The organism is Streptomyces sp. C, assembly GCF_000158895.1.
In the GTDB taxonomy this organism is placed as follows: Bacteria; Actinomycetota; Actinomycetes; order Streptomycetales; family Streptomycetaceae; genus Streptomyces; species Streptomyces racemochromogenes.
Genome location: NZ_GG657750.1, coordinates 3,724,761 through 3,743,428 on the forward strand (window position 1 = coordinate 3,724,761; position 18,668 = coordinate 3,743,428).

Genomic DNA, 18,668 nt, shown 5'->3' on the forward strand with positions numbered 1-18,668 from the left:
GGAGAGCACCAGCCATGACGAACGCCCCCGCCTCGATCTCCCGGATGCCCGACCCGGGCGAGTTCGTGCCCGAGCTGAGCGACATCAGCGCCGCCCTCTTCCGCGCCACCGGCAACCGCTCGGTGCCGCGCACCACGATCAGCCTGGTGCACCTGCGCGCCGGCCAGATCGTCCACAACACCTACCTGACCGTCCTGAACACCGCCTTCCTCCGCAAGGCCGGCGAGTCCGAGGAGCGGATCACCGCCGTCTCCTCCTGGCAGGACGCGCCGTACTTCACCCCGGCCGAGCGCGCCGCGCTCGCCCTGGTGGAGGCCACCCTCCAGCCCGCCCCGCGCGGACAGGAGCGCGTCCCGGACGAGCTGTACGCCGAGGTCGCGAAGCACTACGACGAGAAGGCGCTGGCCACCCTCACCATCGCGATCGGGCAGATCAACTTCTTCATCGCGCTGGCGGTGATCGGCAAGCCCCAGCCGGTGGCCTCCCTCGCCGACCAGCAGTGGGACTGAGGACCGGCGGCACACACCGGGTCAGGAGACCAGGGTCTGCTCCTCCAGCTCGGTCAGCCGCACCGTGCACAGGCCGCCGCGCTCGGTCCGCACGTCCGTGACCCTCAGCTGCGTTCCCGGGGAGAGGATGAACTCCTCCTCCTCGGTGAACGCGGAGAAGTCCCGGATGCCGACCGCCCGGGCGGGCACCACCTCGAAGAGCGTCCGCTTGCCGCGGCTGCCGAGGAACCCCCGCGCGACACCGAGCTTCGGCGTGCAGGAGGACACGCCCCACCAGGTGACGGTGCGGCCCGGCGGGTACTGCGCCCGCAGGTCCAGCGCCACGCCCCGGTACAGCGGTTCGGTGCGCGCGGGCAGCCCGGACACGGCGGCGAACAGCAGCCGCAGGTAGGGCAGGTACGGGACGAGCCGGGAGCGGTCCGGTGAGCGCAGGACGGCGTTGATCTCCCGGTAGAACGCGGACTCGCAGGTGTAGAGGTAGAGCGCGGAGACCGCGTCGGCGGACAGCCCGCCGGCCGCTCCGTCCGCCCGCGTCCTGCCGAACTCGTACGACCGGTCGACGTGCCGGCCGAGTCCGGACAGCAGCTCGGCGACGGGCGCGACGGCGTCCCGGAATTCCATGAGCGGGGTGTCGAACACACCGGTGATGGCGGGGAGGACGAGGCCCTCGTCCTTCACGCTGGAGAGGCGCTCCAGATACAGCTGGTGCAGCTCCATCGTGGAGGTGATGAAGGCGCCCATGCGTGCCGCGACGTCCTCGCCGCCCGCCCCGCCGGCCCCTTCGGCGCGCTCGTTCCACCCCTTCTCCGGGAGCCAGTCGACGGGGGCCGCGCCCACGGACGCGAGCGCGTCGTTGACCGTCGCGAAGTGGTCGCCGTCACAGAAGACGTCGCCCTGCGCCGCCGGATTGGCGTGGTCGATGTGCCGGACCTCGACGCCGGGGTACTTCTTCTGGAGTTCGAGGACGACCTTCTTCAGGCTGCGCGCGTGGGCGCCCCACCAGGCGAAGACGACGCCGCGGTCCTCCTCGTCGGCGTCCTGCTTGGCCTTGAGGATCTCCTCGACGATGCGTTCGGCGACCGGCCGCCAGAAGGCGGTGTGCGGATCGGCGCCGCCCCGGGTCCCGTCGCTGCTCGCGGTGAGCGCGGCGTTCAGCAGGAGCACGCCCTGGGTGAGCATCGCCTGGAACCATTCCGGCGGCTGCACGGTGTCCCGCTCCTTGAGGAGCGCGCGTATGTCGGCGATGGGGGTCTTCTTGGGAATTCCGTGCTTCCACATCGCCGCTGCCTTGATGATGCAGCGAATGCTGACGACCCGGCCGAACTGGCTGTCCTTCCAGTCGTGGAAGGTGTTGTCGAACATCGCTATGCCGGTGGCGCTTTCCGGCCGCGGATAGGGGTTCTGCCCGAAGACGACGACCTTCCACTTGTGCGGTGGATTCGGCTTGAGCGCCTGGAAGGTCAGCTCGCGGACCGGGACGACTTCCGGGCTGCGGCCCGCGCCGATGAACGCGGCCGCGTTCGGCCGGCCCTCGATGACGGGCTTCAGCAGGGGAAACCACGGTTCGCCACCGCCCTTGAACAATTCGGCGAGGGCCAGCGGATCATGGGGGTCGGGCTGTGCGGGATCGGCCGGGGAATTGGTTTCGGGCATGGCGGTAACTCCGAAATGTCGAACCGGATTTCGAGTCTTTCCGCAGGCTAGCAGCGGCCACTGACAACGCTGACCGACCATCACCGGGGGCCGGACTGAAGGGGATTGTCAGTGCCCGCCGCTAGCGTGGTGAGTGGTCGGAAAGACCGATTCCCGATTGGAGTGGATGATGACCGAGGACCGCGTGCAGCCTGCGCTCAGGGTCGTACTGACCGACGTCAACGCCGCAGTGGTGGAGTCGTGGCGGGCCGCCTTCGCCGACACCCCCGGGATCGAGATCCGCCGGGGCTCGATCCTCGACGAGGACGTCGACGCGTGGGTCAGCCCGACCAACTCCCGCGGCCGGATGGACGGCGGGGTCGACGCGGCCGTCAAGCGCTTCCTGGGGGCGGGAATCCAGCTGCGCGTGCAGCGGGCGATACGCGACGGGTTCGCGGGCAGCTTCCCGGTGGGCAGCGCGGTGTGCGTGCCGTCCGGGGCCGTCACCCCGCGCTTCCTGATCTCGACGCCGACGATGGAGACGTCCTCGCAGAACGTCAGCCAGACGTTGAACGTGGCCCTGGCCTGCGCGGCCGCCTTCCAGGCGGTCCACCGGCAGAACGACGAGAAGCCCGGCAGCATCCGCTCGGTGGCGCTGGTCGGCATGGGCGCCCGGACCGGCCGCGTGCCGGCGCGGGTCTGCGCGAACCTGATGTGGACCGGCTACACCCTCTTCAACGACCACCGCTTCGACGACTACGACGACCTGCGCGCCACGATCACCGCGCAACTCGACGACATAGAGAACGCCCCCGCCGGGAAGCGGGTCCGCATCACCCCGCCGAAGCGGGCCGCGGCCCGGCGCTGACCGGCCGGGGGCGGCAAGGGGCGGCAAAGGGCGGCAAAGGGCGGCAAAGGGCACCGGCTACCAGGCGAGTTGGGAGATCTCCTCCGCGACCACCGCGCAGGCGTCCGCCGCCGGATCGATCAGGGGGAAGTGGCCGACGCCCTCGACCAGGGTCAGGCCGACCATCTCGCCGGCCTTCGCCGCCGCGGCCACGTACGACTCCGCCACCGCGGGCGGGACCACGATGTCCTCGCGCCCGTGCACCACGGTGGTGGCGATGCCCGTCGGGAGCAGCGCCGCCGGGTCGGCGCAGGGCAGCCGGGCCTCCCAGTGCTCCGGACCGCCCAGCAGCTGTGCCGACGCGCCGCCGCAGACGCCGAGTTCCTCCGCGACCGCGAAGTCCGCGATCGGGGCCAGCGCCACCACACCGCGCAGCGGCGGCGGGGCGGGCAGCCGCCAGGGGGAGCCGGCCGGGAGCACGTGCCGCGCCGCCGCCCACAGCGCGAGCTGTCCGCCCGCCGAGTGGCCGGTCACCACGGTCCGGCGGAAGTCGGCGGCGGGCAGCGCGGTCGCGGCCAGGGCGGGCAGGGCGTCCATGGCGGCGGCCACGTCGTCGAAGGTGTCGGGCCAGCGGCCGGCCACCGGCCCGTCGCCGCCCTGGCGGGGCAGGGAACCGCCGCGCCGGTACTCGACGTTGGCGACGGCGAAACCGCGCCGGGCCAGCAGGTCCACGAAGGGGGTGACGTGCTGCCGGTCGTAGGGGGCCCGCCAGGCACCGCCGTGCAGGACCACGACCAGCGGGGCGGAGCCCGGGCCCGTGGCGTCCCCGCGCGGGGCGTAGAAGTCGATGACCTGGTCGGGGTGGTCCCCGTACGCGGCGCTCGCGTCGGGCCCGACCGGGGGGTGGGCGAAGGCCGAGGCGGCCTCGGCGGCGTCCCGTTCGACTGCGGGGTCCGTCATCGGCTCAACCTCTCGGTAACGCGTGGGACAGGGGGGACAGATGTTCCGGTGTTCCGACTGAGCGGGACCGTACCAGGCCGACACGGGCCGCCGGCCGCCGGAAGGTGGGCGCACGGAGGCGGGCGGAGCCGTAGCCCCGCCCGCCCCGTGGTGTGACGTTTCGCTACCGCGTCACCCGAAAATGTGACCCAGTGTGCGTGCGGCGCGCTCCACATCGGCGAAACCGACGTAGAGCGGGGTGAATCCGAACCGCAGGACGTCGGGGGCGCGGAAGTCGCCGACGACCCCCCTGGAGATGAGCTCCGCCATCACCTCGCGGGCCCCCTCCGCGCGCAGCGAGACCTGGCTGCCGCGCCGGGCGTGCTCGGCCGGGGTGACCGGCTCGACCCGGCCCCGCGGCACGTACGCGGCCACGCATTCGAGGAAGAAGTCCGTCAGCGCGAGCGACTTGGCGCGCACGGCCTCGACGTCGACGCCCTCCCAGGCGTCGAGGGCCGACTCCAGGGCCAGCATCGACAGGATGTCCGGGGTCCCGACGCGCATCCGGGCCGGTCCCTCGGCGGGGACGTAGTCCGGGGTCATCGCGAAGGGCTCCGCGTGGCCGTTCCAGCCGGGCAGCGGGGAGTCGAAGGCGCCCTGGTGCCGTTCGGCCACGTAGATGTAGGCCGGGGAGCCGGGGCCGCCGTTGAGGTACTTGTAGGTGCAGCCCACCGCCAGGTCGACGCAGTGGGCGTCGAGCCCGACGGGCAGGGCCCCGGCGCTGTGGCACAGGTCCCAGACGATCAGCGCGCCCGCGGCGTGCGCGGCCGCGGTGAGGCCGGGCAGGTCGTGCAGCCGGCCGGTGCGGTAGTCGACGTGGTTGAGCAGCACCACCGCGGTGTCGTCGCCGAGGGCGCCGGCCGCGTCGGAGGGGTCGACCGGAACGAGTTCGAGGCCGGTCATCCGGGCGGCGGACGCGGCGATGTAGCCGTCCGTCGGGAAGGTGGTGGCGTCGACCAGCATCCGGGTCCGGCCGGGCGCCGCCAGGCGGGCGGCGCCGACGAGGGCCTTGAAGAGGTTGACGCTGGTGGAGTCGCCCACGGTCACCTGGCCGGGGGCGGCGCCGATCAGCGGGGCGATGCGGTCGCCGATCCGCTGCGGGGCGGTCCACCAGCCGCTCTCGTCCCAGGAGCGGATGAGGAGCTCGCCCCACTGGCGGTGCACGACGTCGGCCACCGCGCCGGGGACGCCGGCCGGCAGCGCGCCGAGGGAGTTCCCGTCGAGGTAGACGACCCCGTCGGGCAGGGTGAAGCGCTCGCGGAGCTTGCCGAGGCCGTCCTCGGCGTCGAGGCGCGCGGCCCGCTCCCGCAGCTCCGGTATCAGGTTCGGATTCGGGTTCGGGTTCGGGTCCAGGTCCGGGGCGGCGTCAGACATGGCTGCGGGCCGTCCAGAGCTCGGGGAAGACGTTCTTCGTGGCGCGCTTCTCCAGCCAGGTCACCCCGGCCGAGCCGCCCGTCCCCGTCTTCGCGCCCATCGCCCGGCGCGTCGCGACCAGGTGGTCGTTGCGCCAGCGCCAGACCAGCTCGGCGACGTCCGTGAGCACCTCGCCGAGGCGGTGCAGGTCGGCGTGCCGGCCGGCCGGGTCCGCGTAGAGCTCCGTCCAGACGGCCTCGACCTCGGCGGAGGGCTCGTACCGCAGGGCGAGGTCCCGGTCCAGGACCGACTGGGGCACCGGCAGGCCGCGGCGGGCCAGCAGGCGCAGCGTCTCGTCGTACACGCTGGGCTCGTGGAGGGCCTTCTCCAGCTCGGCGTGGACCCGCGGGGCGCCCCGGTGGGGGACCAGCATGGACGCGGACTTCTCGCCCAGCAGGAACTCCATCCGGCGGTACATCGCCGACTGGAAACCGGAACCCTCGCCGAGGGCGGCGCGGTACGAGTTGAACTGGGCGGGGGTGAGCTGGGCCAGCGGCCGCCAGGAGGCGTTCAGGGCCTCCAGCTCACGGAGGGATCGTTTCAGCGCGTCCATCGCCACCGGGACGTCGTCCTCGCGCAGGGCGCGGGCGGCGGTCTCCCACTCGTGGACGATGACCGTGAACCACAGTTCCATGACCTGGGTGGTCACCAGGAACACCATCTCGCCGGGATCGTCCGAGCGCAGGTGCTGGAGGTGGGTGAGGACGTCCGCCTGGACGTAGTCCTCGTACGGAGTCGTGCCGGCGAAGTCGAGGTTCGGGGTGTCCGAACCGGCTCCGGAGGCATCAAGGGCGTGCGACATTTCTGTCTCCTCGACACGTGCTTCCGGGTAGCGGTCCGCTCCTTCCGATGAGGTAAGTGGAGCCCCGGTCCCCTGCTCCGCATCATAAGCAGGGGATCCGGAAGCCCTCTAGGGCGCTCCTGGAGAGCGTTATGCGAGCGTGTCCGCCGCCGTCTGGGAGGAATCCCGCAGGAACGTGGAGCAGCGCTCGTACTCCTCCTTCTCGCCGATGGCCCCGGCGGCCCGCGCCAGGGCGTGCAGGGCGCGCAGGAAGCCTCGGTTCGGCTCGTGCTCCCACGGCACCGGGCCGTGGCCCTTCCAGCCGGCGCGGCGCAGCGCGTCGAGGCCGCGGTGGTAGCCCGTACGGGCGTACGCGTACGACTCGACCGTGCGGCCGGCCTCGAAGGCCTGGTCGGCGAGGGCGGCCCAGGCGAGGGAGGAGGTGGGGTGCGCGGCGGCCACCTCGGCCGGGTCGGTGCCGGCGGCGAGGGCCTCGCGGGGCGCGGGCTCGTCGGGCAGGTGGGTGGGGGCGGGGCCCCCGAGCAGGTTCTGGTGAATCGACATGGCTTCAGTCTGGCCGACGGAGCCGGCGACCGGCGCCCGGGCCCGGCTCACGGGCCGGCGCGCCCGGATCACCCGTCCGCGACGCGCCCCGGCCCCGGCCCCGTCGCAGGATGGCGGGGGCCCGGGGGGACGGACGGCGGACGGGAGGCGGCCAGCTCCCGGCGCAGGACCGGCACGATCCGCTCGCCCAGCACGTCGACCTGCTCCAGGGCCGCCGCCGCCGGCAGCCCGGAGTGGTCGACGGCGAACAGCTGCCGCTGGTAGTCCCCGTACACCTCCCGGAAGCCGAGGACCTTCTCGATCACCTGGTCCGGACTGCCCACGGCCAGCGGCGTCCGCGCCACGCACTCCTCCAGCGAGTAGCGCCCGCCGTGGAACCGGGACCGGTCGAAGTACGGACGGAACTCCCGCACCGCGTCCTGCGAGCGCGCCCGCACGAAGACCTGCCCTCCGAGCCCGACGACCGCCTGCTCGGCGGTGCCGTGGCCGTGCTCCTCGTACCGGGCCCGGTACAGCTCCACCAGCCGGGCGTACTGGTCGACCGGCCCGAAGAGGTTGTCCGCGAAGAAGCCGTCGCCGTAGTACGCGGCCCGCTCCGCGGTCTCCGGCGAACGCACCGACCCGTGCCACACGAAGGGCGGTACGCCGCCCAGCGGGCGGGGCACGGAGGTGAAGCCGTCCAGGCGGGCCCGGAAGCGGCCCTGCCAGTCGACGTCCTCCTCCCGCCACAGGCGGTGCAGCAGGGCGTAGTTCTCCCGGGCCAGCGCGATGCCCTGGCGCAGGTCCTGGCCGAACCACGGGTAGCAGTTGGGGGTGTTGCCCCGGCCCGTGATCAGGTCGAGGCGCCCGCCCGCCAGGTGCTGGAGCAGCGCGTACTCCTCCGCGACGCGGACCGGGTCGTTGGTGGTGACCAGGGTGGTGGCGGTCGACAGGATCAGCCGCCGGGTGCGCGCCGCGAGGTAGCCCAGCAGGACCGGCGGCGAGGAGGTCACGTAGGGCGGGTTGTGGTGCTCACCGGTGGCGAAGACGTCGAGCCCGGCGTCCTCCGCCCGCAGGGCGAGCGCGGTCATGGCCAGGATCCGCTCGTGGTCGGTCGGCGTCCGGCCCGTCGACGGGTCGGGCACGACCTCGCCGATCGAGAAGACGCCGAACTGCACCCCGCCCCTCCCGTGTCGACACCGCCGCCGCGCGGGGTGCGGCAGCGGGGGGCAGTCCCCGGCACCGCGGTTCGCGGCCCCGCCAGCAGACCGTGCCCGATTCGCGGCGGTCCGGCCAGGTCCGCCCGGGCAGTCCGTCAAGTCGCCCGGTGTGGTGGCGCCCCCACCACGATCCGGCCGAGTGCGGTGACCGGCACACCTCCCCGGAAGAGGGGTGCTCGTCCGACGGTAGAGGTGCAGTGGACGCACGCCGAGGGGGCATGTCGTGAAAGCGGTCATGAGCAGCATCAACAGCATCAGCGGGGGCACCGGTACGGGTACGGGTACGGTGGCGCCGGTCCGGCGGGATCCGGCCCGGGAGGCGGCCGACGACCTGTGTGCCGCCGTCCTGTCCTCCCTGCGCCGCAAGGACCAGCGGGAGAAGGGCCGGCAGTACGTGCAGGGGCTGCTCGCACTGCCCGGCCGCAAGTCGATGCGGGGCATCGCGGGGCAGGTCGGGGGCGGGGCCGCCGAGCAGAGCATGCACCACTTCATCTCCGGCTCCACCTGGGACTGGGAGCCGATCCGCGCCTCGCTCGCGGGGTTCCTCCAGGCGGGCAACCCGCTGACCGCGTGGGTGGCGCAGCCGATGGCCATCCCCAAGGGCGGGGAGCACTCGGTGGGGGTGGCGCACCGCTTCGACCCGCACCAGGGGCAGATGTTCCGGGGGCAGCAGGCCTTCGGGACCTGGTTCGCCTCGGCGGGACTGGTCACTCCGGTCGGGTGGCGGATGCACCTGCCGGAGGACGACACCCCCGGCGCGCCCGGCACACCCGGCGCGCCCGGCACACCCGGCGCGGCCGGCGCCCCCGGGGCACCCGCTGCCTTCGACACCGCCGACGCGCAGGCCGCGTACGAGGAGTCCGCGGCGGACGCCGTCATCGAGACGGTACGGCGCACCGGCAACCGGCGTCCGGTGGTGCTGGACATCCAGCGCATCGGCACCCGGTCCACGATGAACCGCTTCGCCGAGGCGGGGCTGCCCGTCATCGCCCGCGTCGCGCCGTCGACGCCGCTGCTCGTCACCGACCCCGCGCTGCCCGGCCACGGCGCCGGGGCGCGCCCCGCGCGGGACGTCCTGCAGTCGGTGAAGGGCCTGTGCACCCCGGTGGAGTGGACCGACCCGGACCCCGCGTTCCCGGGCGGCCGGCACCGCAGCACCCTGGCGGTCGCGGTGCGGGTGATGATGCCCGACCCGTCCCCGGCCCGCCGCCGCCACCTGCTGCTGGTCGGCGAGTGGACGGACCCGCGCCGCCCTCCGGCGCAGCTGTGGGTGACGGACCTGGTACGGCTGCCCGTGGGCCCGCTGCTGCGGCTGACGAAGCAGGGCCGCCGGGTCGCCTTCGCCGCCGAGCACAGCGGCCGGGAGGCGGGGCTGCGCGACTTCGCCGGGCGGGCCCTGCCCGGCTGGCACCGGCACGTCACGCTGGCCTCGGTCGCGCACGCGGCCCGCGCGCTGACCGGTACGGAGCACTACGCGGCGGCGTAGCCCGGTGGCTCGGCCCGGCTACACCGGGTTCGAGCGGTCGGCGGCCGTGCGGCGGTCGTGCAGGACGGTGCGGGCCTTGCGCAGCCGCAGCGCCATCTGGATCTCCAGCGCCCCGGCGGGCTTCTGCCAGTCGGGGCCGAGGAGTTCGCCGATGCGGTCCAGCCGGCGGGAGACGGTGTTGGGGTGCACGTGCAGGGCCTCGGCGGCGTGGGTGGGGCTGGCGCCCGAGGCGAAGTACGCCTCCAGGGTGCGGGTCAGCTCCGTCAGCCGGTCCGCGTCGTACTCCAGCACGGGGCCGATGGTCGCCGCGACGAACGACTCCACGTCGTGGTCGGCGGACAGCAGCATGCCGAGGAAGCCCAGTTCGCGCAGGGAGGCGGTGCCGCCCACCCCGTCGAGCGCGGTCAGCGCGTCCAGGCAGCGCACGGCCTCGGCGTAGACGCGGGCCACCTCGCCCGGGCTCCCGGTGGGGCCCGCGGCCCCGGTGGACACGGCGTGGCCCAGCAGCGGCGAGAGCTCGCCGGAGACCCGGTGCGCGGCGGCGGAGGCGTCGGTGCCGGGCAAGACCAGGACGATGCAGCCGCGGCGGACGCCCTTGAGCCCGCCCATCCGGTACGCGTACGAGGACGCCCAGGCCACGGCCCTGCCCAGCTCGCCGCCCTCCGGCCGGGCCACGACCACCACGTGCGGGCCGTCCAGGTCGATGCCGAGGCGGCGGGTGCGTTCCAGCAGGTGCAGGTCGACGGAGTGCGGGCGGTCCAGCAGGTCGGCGAGGAGTTCGTCGTGCACGGGGCCCTCGGCGGCGACCGTGCCGCGCTGGATCAGCATCAGTGAGGCCACGGACTGGGCGGCCAGCTGGAGCAGCCGTACGTCCTCCTCGGCGAGGGGTTCGGAGGCGCTCAGCAGCAGCACCCCGAGGTCCTCGGCCCCCGCCAGTACCGGGGCGAGCCACAGGTCGCCGGGCAGGCGCACCGGGCGGCGGTCGGTGAGCGCCTGGAGGGCGCCCTTGGTCACCGCGTCCTCGTCCAGGCCGGGCAGTTCCCCGGTCGCGGTCAGCGGCCGCCCGCCCGGGTCCCGTACCTGGAGCACGCCGTCCAGCGCGTCGGCGGTGGCCCGGGCGAGGGTGGCGAGGCCGGCCCCGTCCAGGACCAGCCCGGCCAGCCGGGCGTGGCACTCCCACAGGTACCGGACCCGGGTGAGGGCGGTGTTGGTGCGCGAACCGAAGGCCGCCAGCTCGGTGACCTCGTCGCGGGTCTGCTCCAGCAGCCGGGCCTTCTCGATGGCGACGGCGGCCAGGTCGGCGAGGGAGAGCATGATGCCGATCTCGTCCGGGGTGAACTCCCGTACGGCGCGGTCGGATCCGTAGAGCGCGCCGAGGGTGGAGTTCCCGCGCCGCAGCGGGACCGCGATGATCGCGTGCAGCCCCTCCGCCTCGACCACGGCGTCGATGCCGGGGGCGTGCGCGATGGAGGAGTCGGCGAGGTAGTCGGGGGTCCACACCGGTGAGCGGCGGGCCTGCGCGATGCTGCCGAGGCCCCGGCCGGTGCCGAGTTCGAGGCCGACGTTGAGGGCGGTGGTCTCGCCCTCCGAGGTGCGCACGTACGCCGAGCCGTCCGGGCGGCTCAGCGACAGCCAGGCCATGTCGAAGCCGAGGAGCCGCCTGGCCCGGCGGGTGATCAGCCGCAGCAGGCCGTCGATGTCGTACGGGGAGGTCAGGTCGTGGGCGGTGTCGACGAGGGCGGTGAGGGCGGCCTCGCGCTGTTTGCCGCTGCTCGCGCGGGCCCGTACCGAGCCTGCCAGGGCCACGGCCCGGGTGAGGTCGGCGAGTTCGGCCTCTCCGGCGCCGGCGGCACGGGCCTCGGCGAGGAGGGTCTCGTACCGGCTCGGCGGGGCGTCCTGCGCGAGCAGCTCCAGTACGGCCAGTGGGCCGCCCCCGTCCCCGCGTCGCATACCGCCGCTCCCCCCACCCGACCAGCCTCTTTACGTCCCCGGCCCCGAACCTAGGTTCCGCCGGGCGAGGGGTCAAGCAGGTGCGGGGGGCCTGCCCCGGGCGCGGGCCCCAGGTCAGCCGCAGGTGGCGCCGGTCAGGGAGGCGCCTGTCAGGGTGGAGCCGGTCAGGGAGGAGCCGGTCAGGGAGGGGCCGGTGGCCGGGGGGGTCCTGCGGACGGCCTCGACGCGGGCCTCGGTCCGGCGCAGCGCCGCCAGGTAGGCGCCGCCGGGGCGGCCGGCCCCGGAGCCGCGCAGGACCGCGAGGGCGAGGCGCAGCTCGCGGTGGCGTCCGAGGGCGAGTTCCGCCTCGGCCCACTGGCCGAGCACGGACACCCGGTCGGCGTCGAGGCAGGCGATGCGGCCGCGGAGCCAGGTCCCGGCGTCGATGCCGTCCAGGGCGGGGCCGGTCCACAGGTCCAGCGCCCGGCGCAGGCGCGCGGCGGCCTGCCCGTGGTCGCCGCGTTCCATGGCCCGGTATCCGGCGCCGGCCTCGCGTTCGAAATCGCGGACGTCGCAGCGGCCGCCTGCGGTGTCGAGAAGATACCCGCCGGGCCGGGTGGACAACACGGCTTCGGGAGTCCGTACCGAGCCGGCCCCCAGCGCCTCCGCGAAACGCTCGCGCAGCCGGCGTACGGCGGTGTGCAGGGCGGCGTGGGCGTGTTCGGGCGGGACGCGGCGGACCAGCTCGTCCGCGAGCACGGAAACGGGGACGACCCGGTCGGGACAGGCCGCGAGGACGGCCAGGACGTGCCGGGACTCCGGCGTGGGGGCGGTGATGGGCACGCCGTTCTCGATGACCCGCGGTGTGCCGAGTACCTCAATGTCCACAGTGATCTCCCTGGGCCGGCCAGCGGAAAAATAATACCCAGGAGGATCTTTTTGGGAAGAGGGAGGGTCCGGTGAGGGGCCGGTCGGGGTCAGACCTCCTCCCGCGGGGGCACCCCGCCCGCACAGGAGTGCCGGCACTCGTGCGCGCCCTGCGGCCCGTACAGCGCCCGCGCGCCCCGGCCGGGGGCGGTGTCCAGCCGGATCGCCACGGCCGGGACCACCACGCCGGGCATCACGTGCGTGTACAGCTCCGAGACCTGGACGTCCAGGTCCAGCCCGAGCGTGTACGACATGGTGTTCAGGCCCGCGTACGCGCCCACGATCAGGCGCGCCGGCACCCGCGGGTCCACGTTCAGCAGCAGCTCCCCGCGCCGCTGGGCCTCTTCCAGCAGCGGGACGTGCAGCTCGATCCAGGTCTGGTACGGGGTCACCCGGTCGAGGCCCCGGCCCGCGTGGTCCAGCGTGAGCCGGGTGCTGGCCCGCATCAGGGCGTCGTGCCGCAGCTGGTGCGAGAAGACCATGCCGATGTCCACGAACTCCTGCGCCTTGAACTGCTGCGGCAGCATCTGCGGCTGCGCCTCGTTCTGCGCGTCGATGACGGCCTGGGCCAGGCCTTCCTTGGACTCGAAGTGGAAGTACAGCGCGCCCTTGGTGACGTTGGCGATCTTGACGATGTCCGAGAGCTTGGCCGTGTCGTAGCCGTGCTCCTCGAAGACCAGCGCGGCCGCCTCCAGGATCGCCCGGCGCGTGCGCACCGCCCTCTCCTGCTTGACCTGGGGTCGCTCTGTCCTCATCGCTGGCGTCGCCTCTCCTGGCCCGCCGGTTTTACATCCCCACGGGTACGTTTCTCTGGGTAGTAGATTCCACACCATCGCGCCGCCGCGCGTCCACCGGCGTATGTCACCTCGGGCGAATTCCCCCCGAATCCACCACCCCGCACGCAGAGAGGGGCCCGCCGGCCCGTGACGGACCGGCGGACCCCTCTCTCAGGTCCCGGCGGACCCTTCCGGGTCCTCGCCGCTTACTTCAGCTTGGTGCCGGTGGAACGCAGGTCGGCACAGGCCTGGGTGACGCGCTTGGCCATGCTCGCCTCGGCCAGCTTGCCCCAGGTGCGCGGGTCGTAGGTGGACTTCTTGCCGACCTCGCCGTCGACCTTCAGGACACCGTCGTAGTTGCGGAACATGTGGTCCGCGACCGGGCGGGTGAAGGCGTACTGGGTGTCGGTGTCGAGGTTCATCTTCACGACGCCGTTCTCCAGCGCGGTGGCGATCTCCTCGGGCGTGGAACCCGAACCGCCGTGGAAGACGAAGTCGAACGGCGAGGCCTTGCCGAACTTCTCGGCGACGCCTGCCTGCAGGTCCTTGAGCAGCTCGGGGCGCAGGACGACGTTGCCCGGCTTGTAGACGCCGTGCACGTTGCCGAAGGAGGCGGCCAGCAGGTAGCGGCCCTTCTCGCCCAGGCCCAGGGCCTCGGCGGTGCGGATCGCGTCCTCGACGGTGGTGTACAGCTCGTCGTTGATCTCGTGGCTGACGCCGTCCTCCTCGCCGCCGGTCGGGGTGATCTCGACCTCAAGGATGATCTTCGCGGCGGCGGCCTTGGCGAGCAGCTCCTGGCCGATGGCCAGGTTGTCGGCCAGGGTCTCGGCGGAGCCGTCCCACATGTGCGACTGGAAGAGGGGGTTCAGGCCGCGGGCGACGCGCTCGGCGGACACCTCCAGGAGCGGACGTACGTAACCGTCCAGCTTGTCCTTGGGGCAGTGGTCCGTGTGCAGCGCGACCGTGACGTCGTACTTGGCGGCGACGACGTGCGCGAACTCGGCCAGGGCGACCGCGCCGGTCACCATGTCCTTGCTGTACTGGCCGCCCAGGAACTCGGCACCACCGGTGGAAATCTGGATGATGCCGTCGCTCTCGGCCTCCGCGAAGCCGCGCAGCGCGGCGTGCAGGGTCTGGGTCGAGGTGACGTTGATGGCCGGGTAGGCGAACTTGCCTGCCTTCGCCCGGTCGAGCATCTCGTTGTAGACCTCGGGGGTTGCGATGGGCATCTGTCCGCTCCTTGGATGTGCGGGGAGTGTGCTTATTGCGGGCCCTGACCTGGGGGCGACGTCGCCGTCGCGCCTATCTTTCCAGACTCGGCGCAACACTCCACCCCGCCTGTCACCCCCCGGTCACCGCAGCGGGCGGAGTGTTTCACGTGAAACACTCCGCCCGTCCGCAAAGCCGCAGGTCAGGCGAGGCCCAGGTCCCCGAGCTGGTAGCCGGTGAGGTAGGGCAGGCCGGCGGCGGCGATCGCGTCGGCCGCGCCGCGGTCCACGATGGTGGCGACGGCGACGACCTCGCCGCCGGCCTCGCGGACCGCCTCGACGGCGGTCAGCGGGGAGCCGCCGGTGGTCGAGGTGTCCTCGACGACCAGGCAGCGCTTGCCCTTCACCTCGGTACCCTCGATGCGGCGCTGCATGCCGTGGGCCTTCTGCGCCTTGCGGACGACGAAGGCGTCCAGGCGCTCGCCGCGCGCGGCGGAGGCGTGCAGCATCGAGGTGGCCACCGGGTCCGCGCCCAGGGTCAGGCCGCCGACGCAGTCGAACTCCAGGTCCGCGGTGAGGTCCAGCATGACCTGCCCGACCAGCGGGGCGGCCTCGCCGTCGAGGGTGATCCGGCGGAGGTCGATGTAGTAGTCGGCTTCCTTGCCGGAGGAGAGCGTCACCTTGCCGTGCACGACGGCCTTGTCCTTGATCTGCTGCAGAAGCGCATCGCGTACGTCAGTCATGGCGTCGAGCTTAGTTGCGTGCGAGGGGGTGTCCGCAAAGCGGCGCCGTCCGCCCGCAGGGCGGGCCCCCGCGGGGTCCGGTGCGTGCTCTCGGCGTACCGGACACCGCGAGCACCGCACAGGACTTTCGCAACACCCCCTAGCCGAGGCGCCGCCAGGTCCAGGTGGTGGAGACCTCCAGCGGGTCCACCGGCGTGACCAGGCGCGGGAGGGTGTTGAGGCCGTTCGGCGGGCCGGACTGCGGCTCGACGCAGACGGCCTCGGGCTCCTCGTCGTACACGACCACCCATTCGGCGGGGCTGGTGATTTTCAGCTCCAGCTGACCGGGCCAGGTGAGGCTGACGTCGACCCCGTAGGGCATGCCGAAGCAGTCGTCCCACGGTCCGGGCTTCGGGTCGGTGCGGCGGCCGGTGGGGATGTGGTCCTCGTCGCGCTCCTCCTGCCAGGCCGGGTCGAAACCGATCCGGGCCGGCTCCCCGCCCTCGGTCAGGACCCGGTTGAACCAGGGGTGCCAGCCCGCCTGCGCCGGGAAGGAGTCCTGGTACGTCTCCACGCCCAGGCGGATCGTCAGCGCGTCCGGCCCCAGCTCGAAGAGCTGCGTCACCCGGCCGGAGTAGGGCCAGGGGTCGGTGAGGTCGTAGGTGAAGGCCGCGGTTGTCCCGGTCGCCGAGGCCGTCTTCCAGGGCGCGTCGCGGGCGAAGCCGTGGATGGCGTGCGGCGGGTGGTTGAGCGGCAGCTGGTGGACGGCGGCACCGTCGTGGAACCGCCCGTTCGCCGTGCGCCCGCACCACGGGACCATCGGGAAGGCCCCGTACTTCGGGCCCTGCCGCAGCAGCTCGATGCCGTCGACGCGCAGACCGCTGACCCGGCAGCCGTTTTCCTGATCGATGGTGATTTCGGCGCCGCCGGCGCTCAGTCGCGTAGTCATACGGCGACCCTACGGCTCGTCAGCGACGGCGGCGCAACGCCCTTCCGACCACGACCGCCGAGGCGAGGGCCAGGGCCGCGGCCGGGGCGATCCAGCGCAGTCCGTTGCCGCCGTCGGAGGCGGAGGGTGCCGGGACCGGGGCGTAACGGCCGCGCGGGGGCGCGTGGTCGACCTCCTCGGCGCTGCGGCCGATCATCGTGCGGCGGGCGTGGGCGGCCTCGGCCGGCGGACGCCCGGGGCCGGCGGGGCCCGCGCCCGGCGCTTCCTCCTCCTCCGGCTCGGCGAAGGCGGCGAAGTCCGCGAACTCGCCTTCCAGGAAGGGGTCGAGGGTGGGCGGCGGCACCTCGGTCTCGAACACGGACGGCCCGGCCCCGGCGGCCCCGGCCCCGTCCTGCCCGGCCTCGTCTGCCTGCCCGGCCTCGTCTGCCTGCCCGGCCCCGTCCTGCCCGGCCCCGTCCTGCCCGGCCCCGTCCTGCCCGGTCCCGGCGGGCCCGGTCCCGGCGGCGGGCTCGCCCGCGGTGCCGGCCGCGCCGGCCAGGTTGGCTGCGAAGCGGTCGAGGAGCCGTCCGGCGGCGGTGACGGTGGCCGCCGGGTCGAAGGCGGCGGCCCGGCCGTCGGCCGTGGCCCCGCCGCTGAACTCCAGCAGGGTCCCGCCGTCGTGCGGGACCAGCCGCAGCACGAGCGCGAGGGTGACGGCGCCGCTCCCCCGCACCTCGCTGCCCTCGCCCTCGGCGGCGAAGTGGTCCGGGTCCCGCTCGGCCAGGGCCAGGGCACCCCGGTAGGTCACGGTGTGGCCGCCGACCCGCACCTTGAGCCGCCCGGCCAGCGGCCCGGAAGAGGTGTCGGCGTCCTGCTGGAGCCCGGGGACGCAGCGGGCCACCCGGGCGGGGTCGCGCAGCACGGCGCGGACGTCTTGTGCCGGTACCGGAACGAACACCTGATGCTCCATGCGGCCGAGCCTACCGAGGGTGCCCGCCGCTGCACACGGACACGACGCCGCGCGTCACTGGTAACGCGGGTGCGGCAGCGTCGACGGCGGGAGCCCGGCGGCGGGCCGGCTGCGCGCGGCGTCCCGGGCCGCGTCCTGCAGCCCCCGGGTGGAGACGGCCCGCAGGGCGGGGGTGTCGCGGTCCACGCGCAGGTCGGGGACCCGGTCGCGGGCGGCGAGCACGAAGCCCCAGTCCTGCGGCGGCGCGTCGGCCGCGCCCTGGGTGCGGTCGGGCCCTGCGGCGAAGCCGGAGAGCCGGCCGCCCGTGCTGTACGGGGTGGTGAGCAGCCCGGCCGCGCGCAGGGTGGACTCGACGGTCCAGTACGTACGCGGCCTCGTGGTGAGGGGGCCGGCGTGCACCGCGATCCGCCCGCCCGGCTTCAGGGCCCGCGCGGCGAGCCCGTAGAACTCCTGCGAGTACAGCTTCGTGCTCGGGGTGATGCCCGGGTCGGGCAGGTCGGAGACGATGACGTCGAAGCGGTCCCGCGCGGCGGGCCCCCGCAGCCAGTGGAAGGCGTCCTCGGTGACGACGCCGAGGCGCGGGTCCGCGTACGCGCGGGCGTTGAGCGCGGAGAGCATCGGATCGGTGCGGGCGAGGCGGACCACGCCGGGGTCGAGCTCGACGACGGTGACGGAGGCGACGTCCCGGTAGCGCAGCACCTCGCGGGCGGCGAGCCCGTCACCGCCGCCGAGGACCAGGACGCGGGAGTGCGGGCCGGTCATCGCGGGGTGGACCAGGGCCTCGTGGTAGCGGTACTCGTCGTAGCCGCTGACCCGCAGCCGCCCGTCGAGGAAGAGGTCCAGGGAGCGCGGGGAGCCGGTCGACGGCCCGGTCAGCACCAGTTCCTGCACGCCGGTCTGCGCGGCGACCCGTACCTCGGCGCCGTAGACGGCGGTGCGCGCGGCCCGCTCGAAGTCGTCGACGAGGACGGTGGCGGAGGCGAGCAGGGCGAGGACGGTCGCGTTGGCGGTGACCAGCAGCCAGCGGCAGCGTCTGCTGAGGTCGTGGCGGAACAGCCACAGGACGAGTCCGCCGCCGACGACGGCGTTCACGGTGCCGGTCAGCATGGCTCCGGTGAGCTGGCCGAGGACGGGCAGCAGCAGGAAGGGGAAGGCGAGCCCGCCGGCCAGGGCGCCCACGTAGTCGGCGGCGAAGAGGTCGGCGACGGCCCCGCCGGCGTCCTGTCTGCGGATGCGCTGGATGAGGACCATCAGCAGCGGGATCTCGGCGCCGATGAGGACCCCGATGCCGAAGGAGAACGCGACGAGGGCCGGCCGGGATTCCCCCAGCCAGGCGAAGCTGGCGTACAGGGTCATGGCGGAGAAGCCGCCGAGCAGGGCGAGCGCGGCCTCGATGGCGCCGAACCCGAAGGCGGGCCGGTGGCGCAGGCGTTTGGCGAGGAGGGAGCCGACGCCCATGGCGAAGACCATGACGGACAGGACGACCGACGCCTGCGTGACGGAGTCGCCGATGAGGTACGAGCCGAGGGCGAGCAGTTCCAGCTCGTAGACGAGCCCGCAGGCGGCGCAGACGAACACCGTGGCCAGCACGAGGAGTCGGCCGGTCCGGGGGCGTACGGGCAGGGCGGCCTGGACGGTCTGCACGCCCCGCGGCTCCGCCGCCGGGAGCACCCCGCGGGGGGCGGAACGGTCGATCATGCAGCGAACCGTACGTCACCGCCCACCGACACCCTGTCACCCACATGGGTGCAAGTGCCTTGTTGATCAGGCCAGTTGGC

Annotated in this window: 17 protein-coding genes; 3 read left to right on the forward strand and 14 right to left on the reverse strand. The window is 73.8% G+C overall.

The window, feature by feature from the left end; translation table 11 throughout:
- The first annotated feature begins 14 nt into the window (after positions 1-14).
- Complete coding sequence (locus SSNG_RS16575) at positions 15-509, forward strand: carboxymuconolactone decarboxylase family protein (protein ID WP_007265010.1); 495 nt, start codon at positions 15-17, stop codon at positions 507-509.
- A gap of 21 nt (positions 510-530) precedes the next feature.
- Here the strand turns inward: SSNG_RS16575 and SSNG_RS16580 are convergent, their stop codons facing one another.
- Positions 531-2,162, reverse strand: coding sequence for an ADP-ribosyltransferase domain-containing protein (locus SSNG_RS16580; protein ID WP_007265011.1), 1,632 nt, complete (start codon positions 2,160-2,162; stop codon positions 531-533).
- 169 nt (positions 2,163-2,331) lie between these two features.
- Here SSNG_RS16580 and SSNG_RS16585 point away from each other — a divergent pair, with 169 nt between their 5' ends.
- On the forward strand, positions 2,332-3,009 hold the full coding sequence (locus SSNG_RS16585) for a macro domain-containing protein (RefSeq protein ID WP_042803633.1): 678 nt from the start codon (positions 2,332-2,334) through the stop codon (positions 3,007-3,009).
- Positions 3,010-3,066: 57 nt separating this feature from the next.
- On the opposite strand, the gene SSNG_RS16590 is transcribed toward SSNG_RS16585, so the two are convergent.
- The 5 genes from SSNG_RS16590 to SSNG_RS16610 form a co-directional block, all read right to left on the reverse strand.
- A complete protein-coding gene (locus tag SSNG_RS16590) occupies positions 3,067-3,948 on the reverse strand; it encodes an alpha/beta hydrolase (RefSeq protein WP_007265013.1) in 882 nt (293 codons plus the stop codon).
- 171 nt (positions 3,949-4,119) lie between these two features.
- Positions 4,120-5,361, reverse strand: a complete 1,242-nt coding sequence (gene kynU / locus SSNG_RS16595; RefSeq protein ID WP_206731303.1) for a kynureninase — start codon at positions 5,359-5,361, stop codon at positions 4,120-4,122.
- On the reverse strand, positions 5,354-6,202 hold the full coding sequence (locus SSNG_RS16600; protein WP_007265015.1) for a tryptophan 2,3-dioxygenase family protein: 849 nt from the start codon (positions 6,200-6,202) through the stop codon (positions 5,354-5,356). Before SSNG_RS16600 ends, kynU begins: the two co-directional genes overlap by 8 nt.
- Positions 6,203-6,331: 129 nt before the next feature.
- Positions 6,332-6,745, reverse strand: a complete 414-nt coding sequence (locus SSNG_RS16605; protein WP_007265016.1) for a DUF3151 domain-containing protein — start codon at positions 6,743-6,745, stop codon at positions 6,332-6,334.
- Between the two features lie 68 nt (positions 6,746-6,813).
- The gene (locus SSNG_RS16610) at positions 6,814-7,902 is read right to left on the reverse strand and encodes a CE1758 family FMN-dependent luciferase-like monooxygenase (RefSeq protein ID WP_007265017.1); all 1,089 of its coding nucleotides are present in this window, start codon (positions 7,900-7,902) and stop codon (positions 6,814-6,816) included.
- A 277-nt stretch (positions 7,903-8,179) separates the two neighbouring features.
- Between SSNG_RS16610 and SSNG_RS16615 the strand changes: the two genes are divergently transcribed.
- On the forward strand, positions 8,180-9,430 hold the full coding sequence (locus SSNG_RS16615) for a transposase (protein WP_007265018.1): 1,251 nt from the start codon (positions 8,180-8,182) through the stop codon (positions 9,428-9,430).
- An 18-nt stretch (positions 9,431-9,448) separates the two neighbouring features.
- Here the strand turns inward: SSNG_RS16615 and SSNG_RS16620 are convergent, their stop codons facing one another.
- From SSNG_RS16620 to SSNG_RS16655, 8 genes are all read right to left on the reverse strand, one after another.
- The gene (locus SSNG_RS16620; protein ID WP_007265019.1) at positions 9,449-11,380 is read right to left on the reverse strand and encodes a helix-turn-helix domain-containing protein; all 1,932 of its coding nucleotides are present in this window, start codon (positions 11,378-11,380) and stop codon (positions 9,449-9,451) included.
- A gap of 114 nt (positions 11,381-11,494) precedes the next feature.
- Complete coding sequence (locus tag SSNG_RS16625; protein ID WP_050779646.1) at positions 11,495-12,247, reverse strand: BTAD domain-containing putative transcriptional regulator; 753 nt, start codon at positions 12,245-12,247, stop codon at positions 11,495-11,497.
- 89 nt (positions 12,248-12,336) lie between these two features.
- Complete coding sequence (locus tag SSNG_RS16630; protein WP_165365003.1) at positions 12,337-13,041, reverse strand: ScbR family autoregulator-binding transcription factor; 705 nt, start codon at positions 13,039-13,041, stop codon at positions 12,337-12,339.
- A gap of 227 nt (positions 13,042-13,268) precedes the next feature.
- Positions 13,269-14,291, reverse strand: coding sequence for a class II fructose-bisphosphate aldolase (gene fbaA / locus SSNG_RS16635; protein ID WP_007265022.1), 1,023 nt, complete (start codon positions 14,289-14,291; stop codon positions 13,269-13,271).
- A gap of 182 nt (positions 14,292-14,473) precedes the next feature.
- Entirely contained in the window at positions 14,474-15,013 is a 540-nt protein-coding gene (gene pyrE, locus SSNG_RS16640; RefSeq protein WP_007265023.1) for an orotate phosphoribosyltransferase, read from the reverse strand.
- Positions 15,014-15,152: 139 nt separating this feature from the next.
- On the reverse strand, positions 15,153-15,941 hold the full coding sequence (locus SSNG_RS16645) for an aldose 1-epimerase (RefSeq protein ID WP_007265024.1): 789 nt from the start codon (positions 15,939-15,941) through the stop codon (positions 15,153-15,155).
- Between the two features lie 19 nt (positions 15,942-15,960).
- The gene (locus tag SSNG_RS16650) at positions 15,961-16,890 is read right to left on the reverse strand and encodes an SRPBCC domain-containing protein (RefSeq protein ID WP_007265025.1); all 930 of its coding nucleotides are present in this window, start codon (positions 16,888-16,890) and stop codon (positions 15,961-15,963) included.
- Positions 16,891-16,944: 54 nt separating this feature from the next.
- A complete protein-coding gene (locus SSNG_RS16655) occupies positions 16,945-18,588 on the reverse strand; it encodes a polyamine aminopropyltransferase (RefSeq protein WP_007265026.1) in 1,644 nt (547 codons plus the stop codon).
- Positions 18,589-18,668 lie beyond the last annotated feature (80 nt).

What these genes read in the sequence shown, in the direction of transcription:
- fbaA (WP_007265022.1), bottom strand. Translation starts at nt 14,291, where the DNA reads ATGCCCATCGCAACCCCCGAGGTCTACAACGAGATGCTCGACCGGGCG.
- SSNG_RS16605 (WP_007265016.1), bottom strand. Translation starts at nt 6,745, where the DNA reads ATGTCGATTCACCAGAACCTGCTCGGGGGCCCCGCCCCCACCCACCTG.
- SSNG_RS16575 (WP_007265010.1), top strand. Translation starts at nt 15, where the DNA reads ATGACGAACGCCCCCGCCTCGATCTCCCGGATGCCCGACCCGGGCGAG.
- SSNG_RS16615 (WP_007265018.1), top strand. Translation starts at nt 8,180, where the DNA reads ATGAGCAGCATCAACAGCATCAGCGGGGGCACCGGTACGGGTACGGGT.
- SSNG_RS16580 (WP_007265011.1), bottom strand. Translation starts at nt 2,162, where the DNA reads ATGCCCGAAACCAATTCCCCGGCCGATCCCGCACAGCCCGACCCCCAT.
- SSNG_RS16600 (WP_007265015.1), bottom strand. Translation starts at nt 6,202, where the DNA reads ATGTCGCACGCCCTTGATGCCTCCGGAGCCGGTTCGGACACCCCGAAC.
- SSNG_RS16585 (WP_042803633.1), top strand. Translation starts at nt 2,332, where the DNA reads ATGACCGAGGACCGCGTGCAGCCTGCGCTCAGGGTCGTACTGACCGAC.
- SSNG_RS16630 (WP_165365003.1), bottom strand. Translation starts at nt 13,041, where the DNA reads ATGAGGACAGAGCGACCCCAGGTCAAGCAGGAGAGGGCGGTGCGCACG.
- SSNG_RS16650 (WP_007265025.1), bottom strand. Translation starts at nt 16,890, where the DNA reads ATGGAGCATCAGGTGTTCGTTCCGGTACCGGCACAAGACGTCCGCGCC.
- SSNG_RS16645 (WP_007265024.1), bottom strand. Translation starts at nt 15,941, where the DNA reads ATGACTACGCGACTGAGCGCCGGCGGCGCCGAAATCACCATCGATCAG.
- pyrE (WP_007265023.1), bottom strand. Translation starts at nt 15,013, where the DNA reads ATGACTGACGTACGCGATGCGCTTCTGCAGCAGATCAAGGACAAGGCC.
- kynU (WP_206731303.1), bottom strand. Translation starts at nt 5,361, where the DNA reads ATGTCTGACGCCGCCCCGGACCTGGACCCGAACCCGAACCCGAATCCG.
- SSNG_RS16590 (WP_007265013.1), bottom strand. Translation starts at nt 3,948, where the DNA reads ATGACGGACCCCGCAGTCGAACGGGACGCCGCCGAGGCCGCCTCGGCC.
- SSNG_RS16620 (WP_007265019.1), bottom strand. Translation starts at nt 11,380, where the DNA reads ATGCGACGCGGGGACGGGGGCGGCCCACTGGCCGTACTGGAGCTGCTC.
- SSNG_RS16655 (WP_007265026.1), bottom strand. Translation starts at nt 18,588, where the DNA reads ATGATCGACCGTTCCGCCCCCCGCGGGGTGCTCCCGGCGGCGGAGCCG.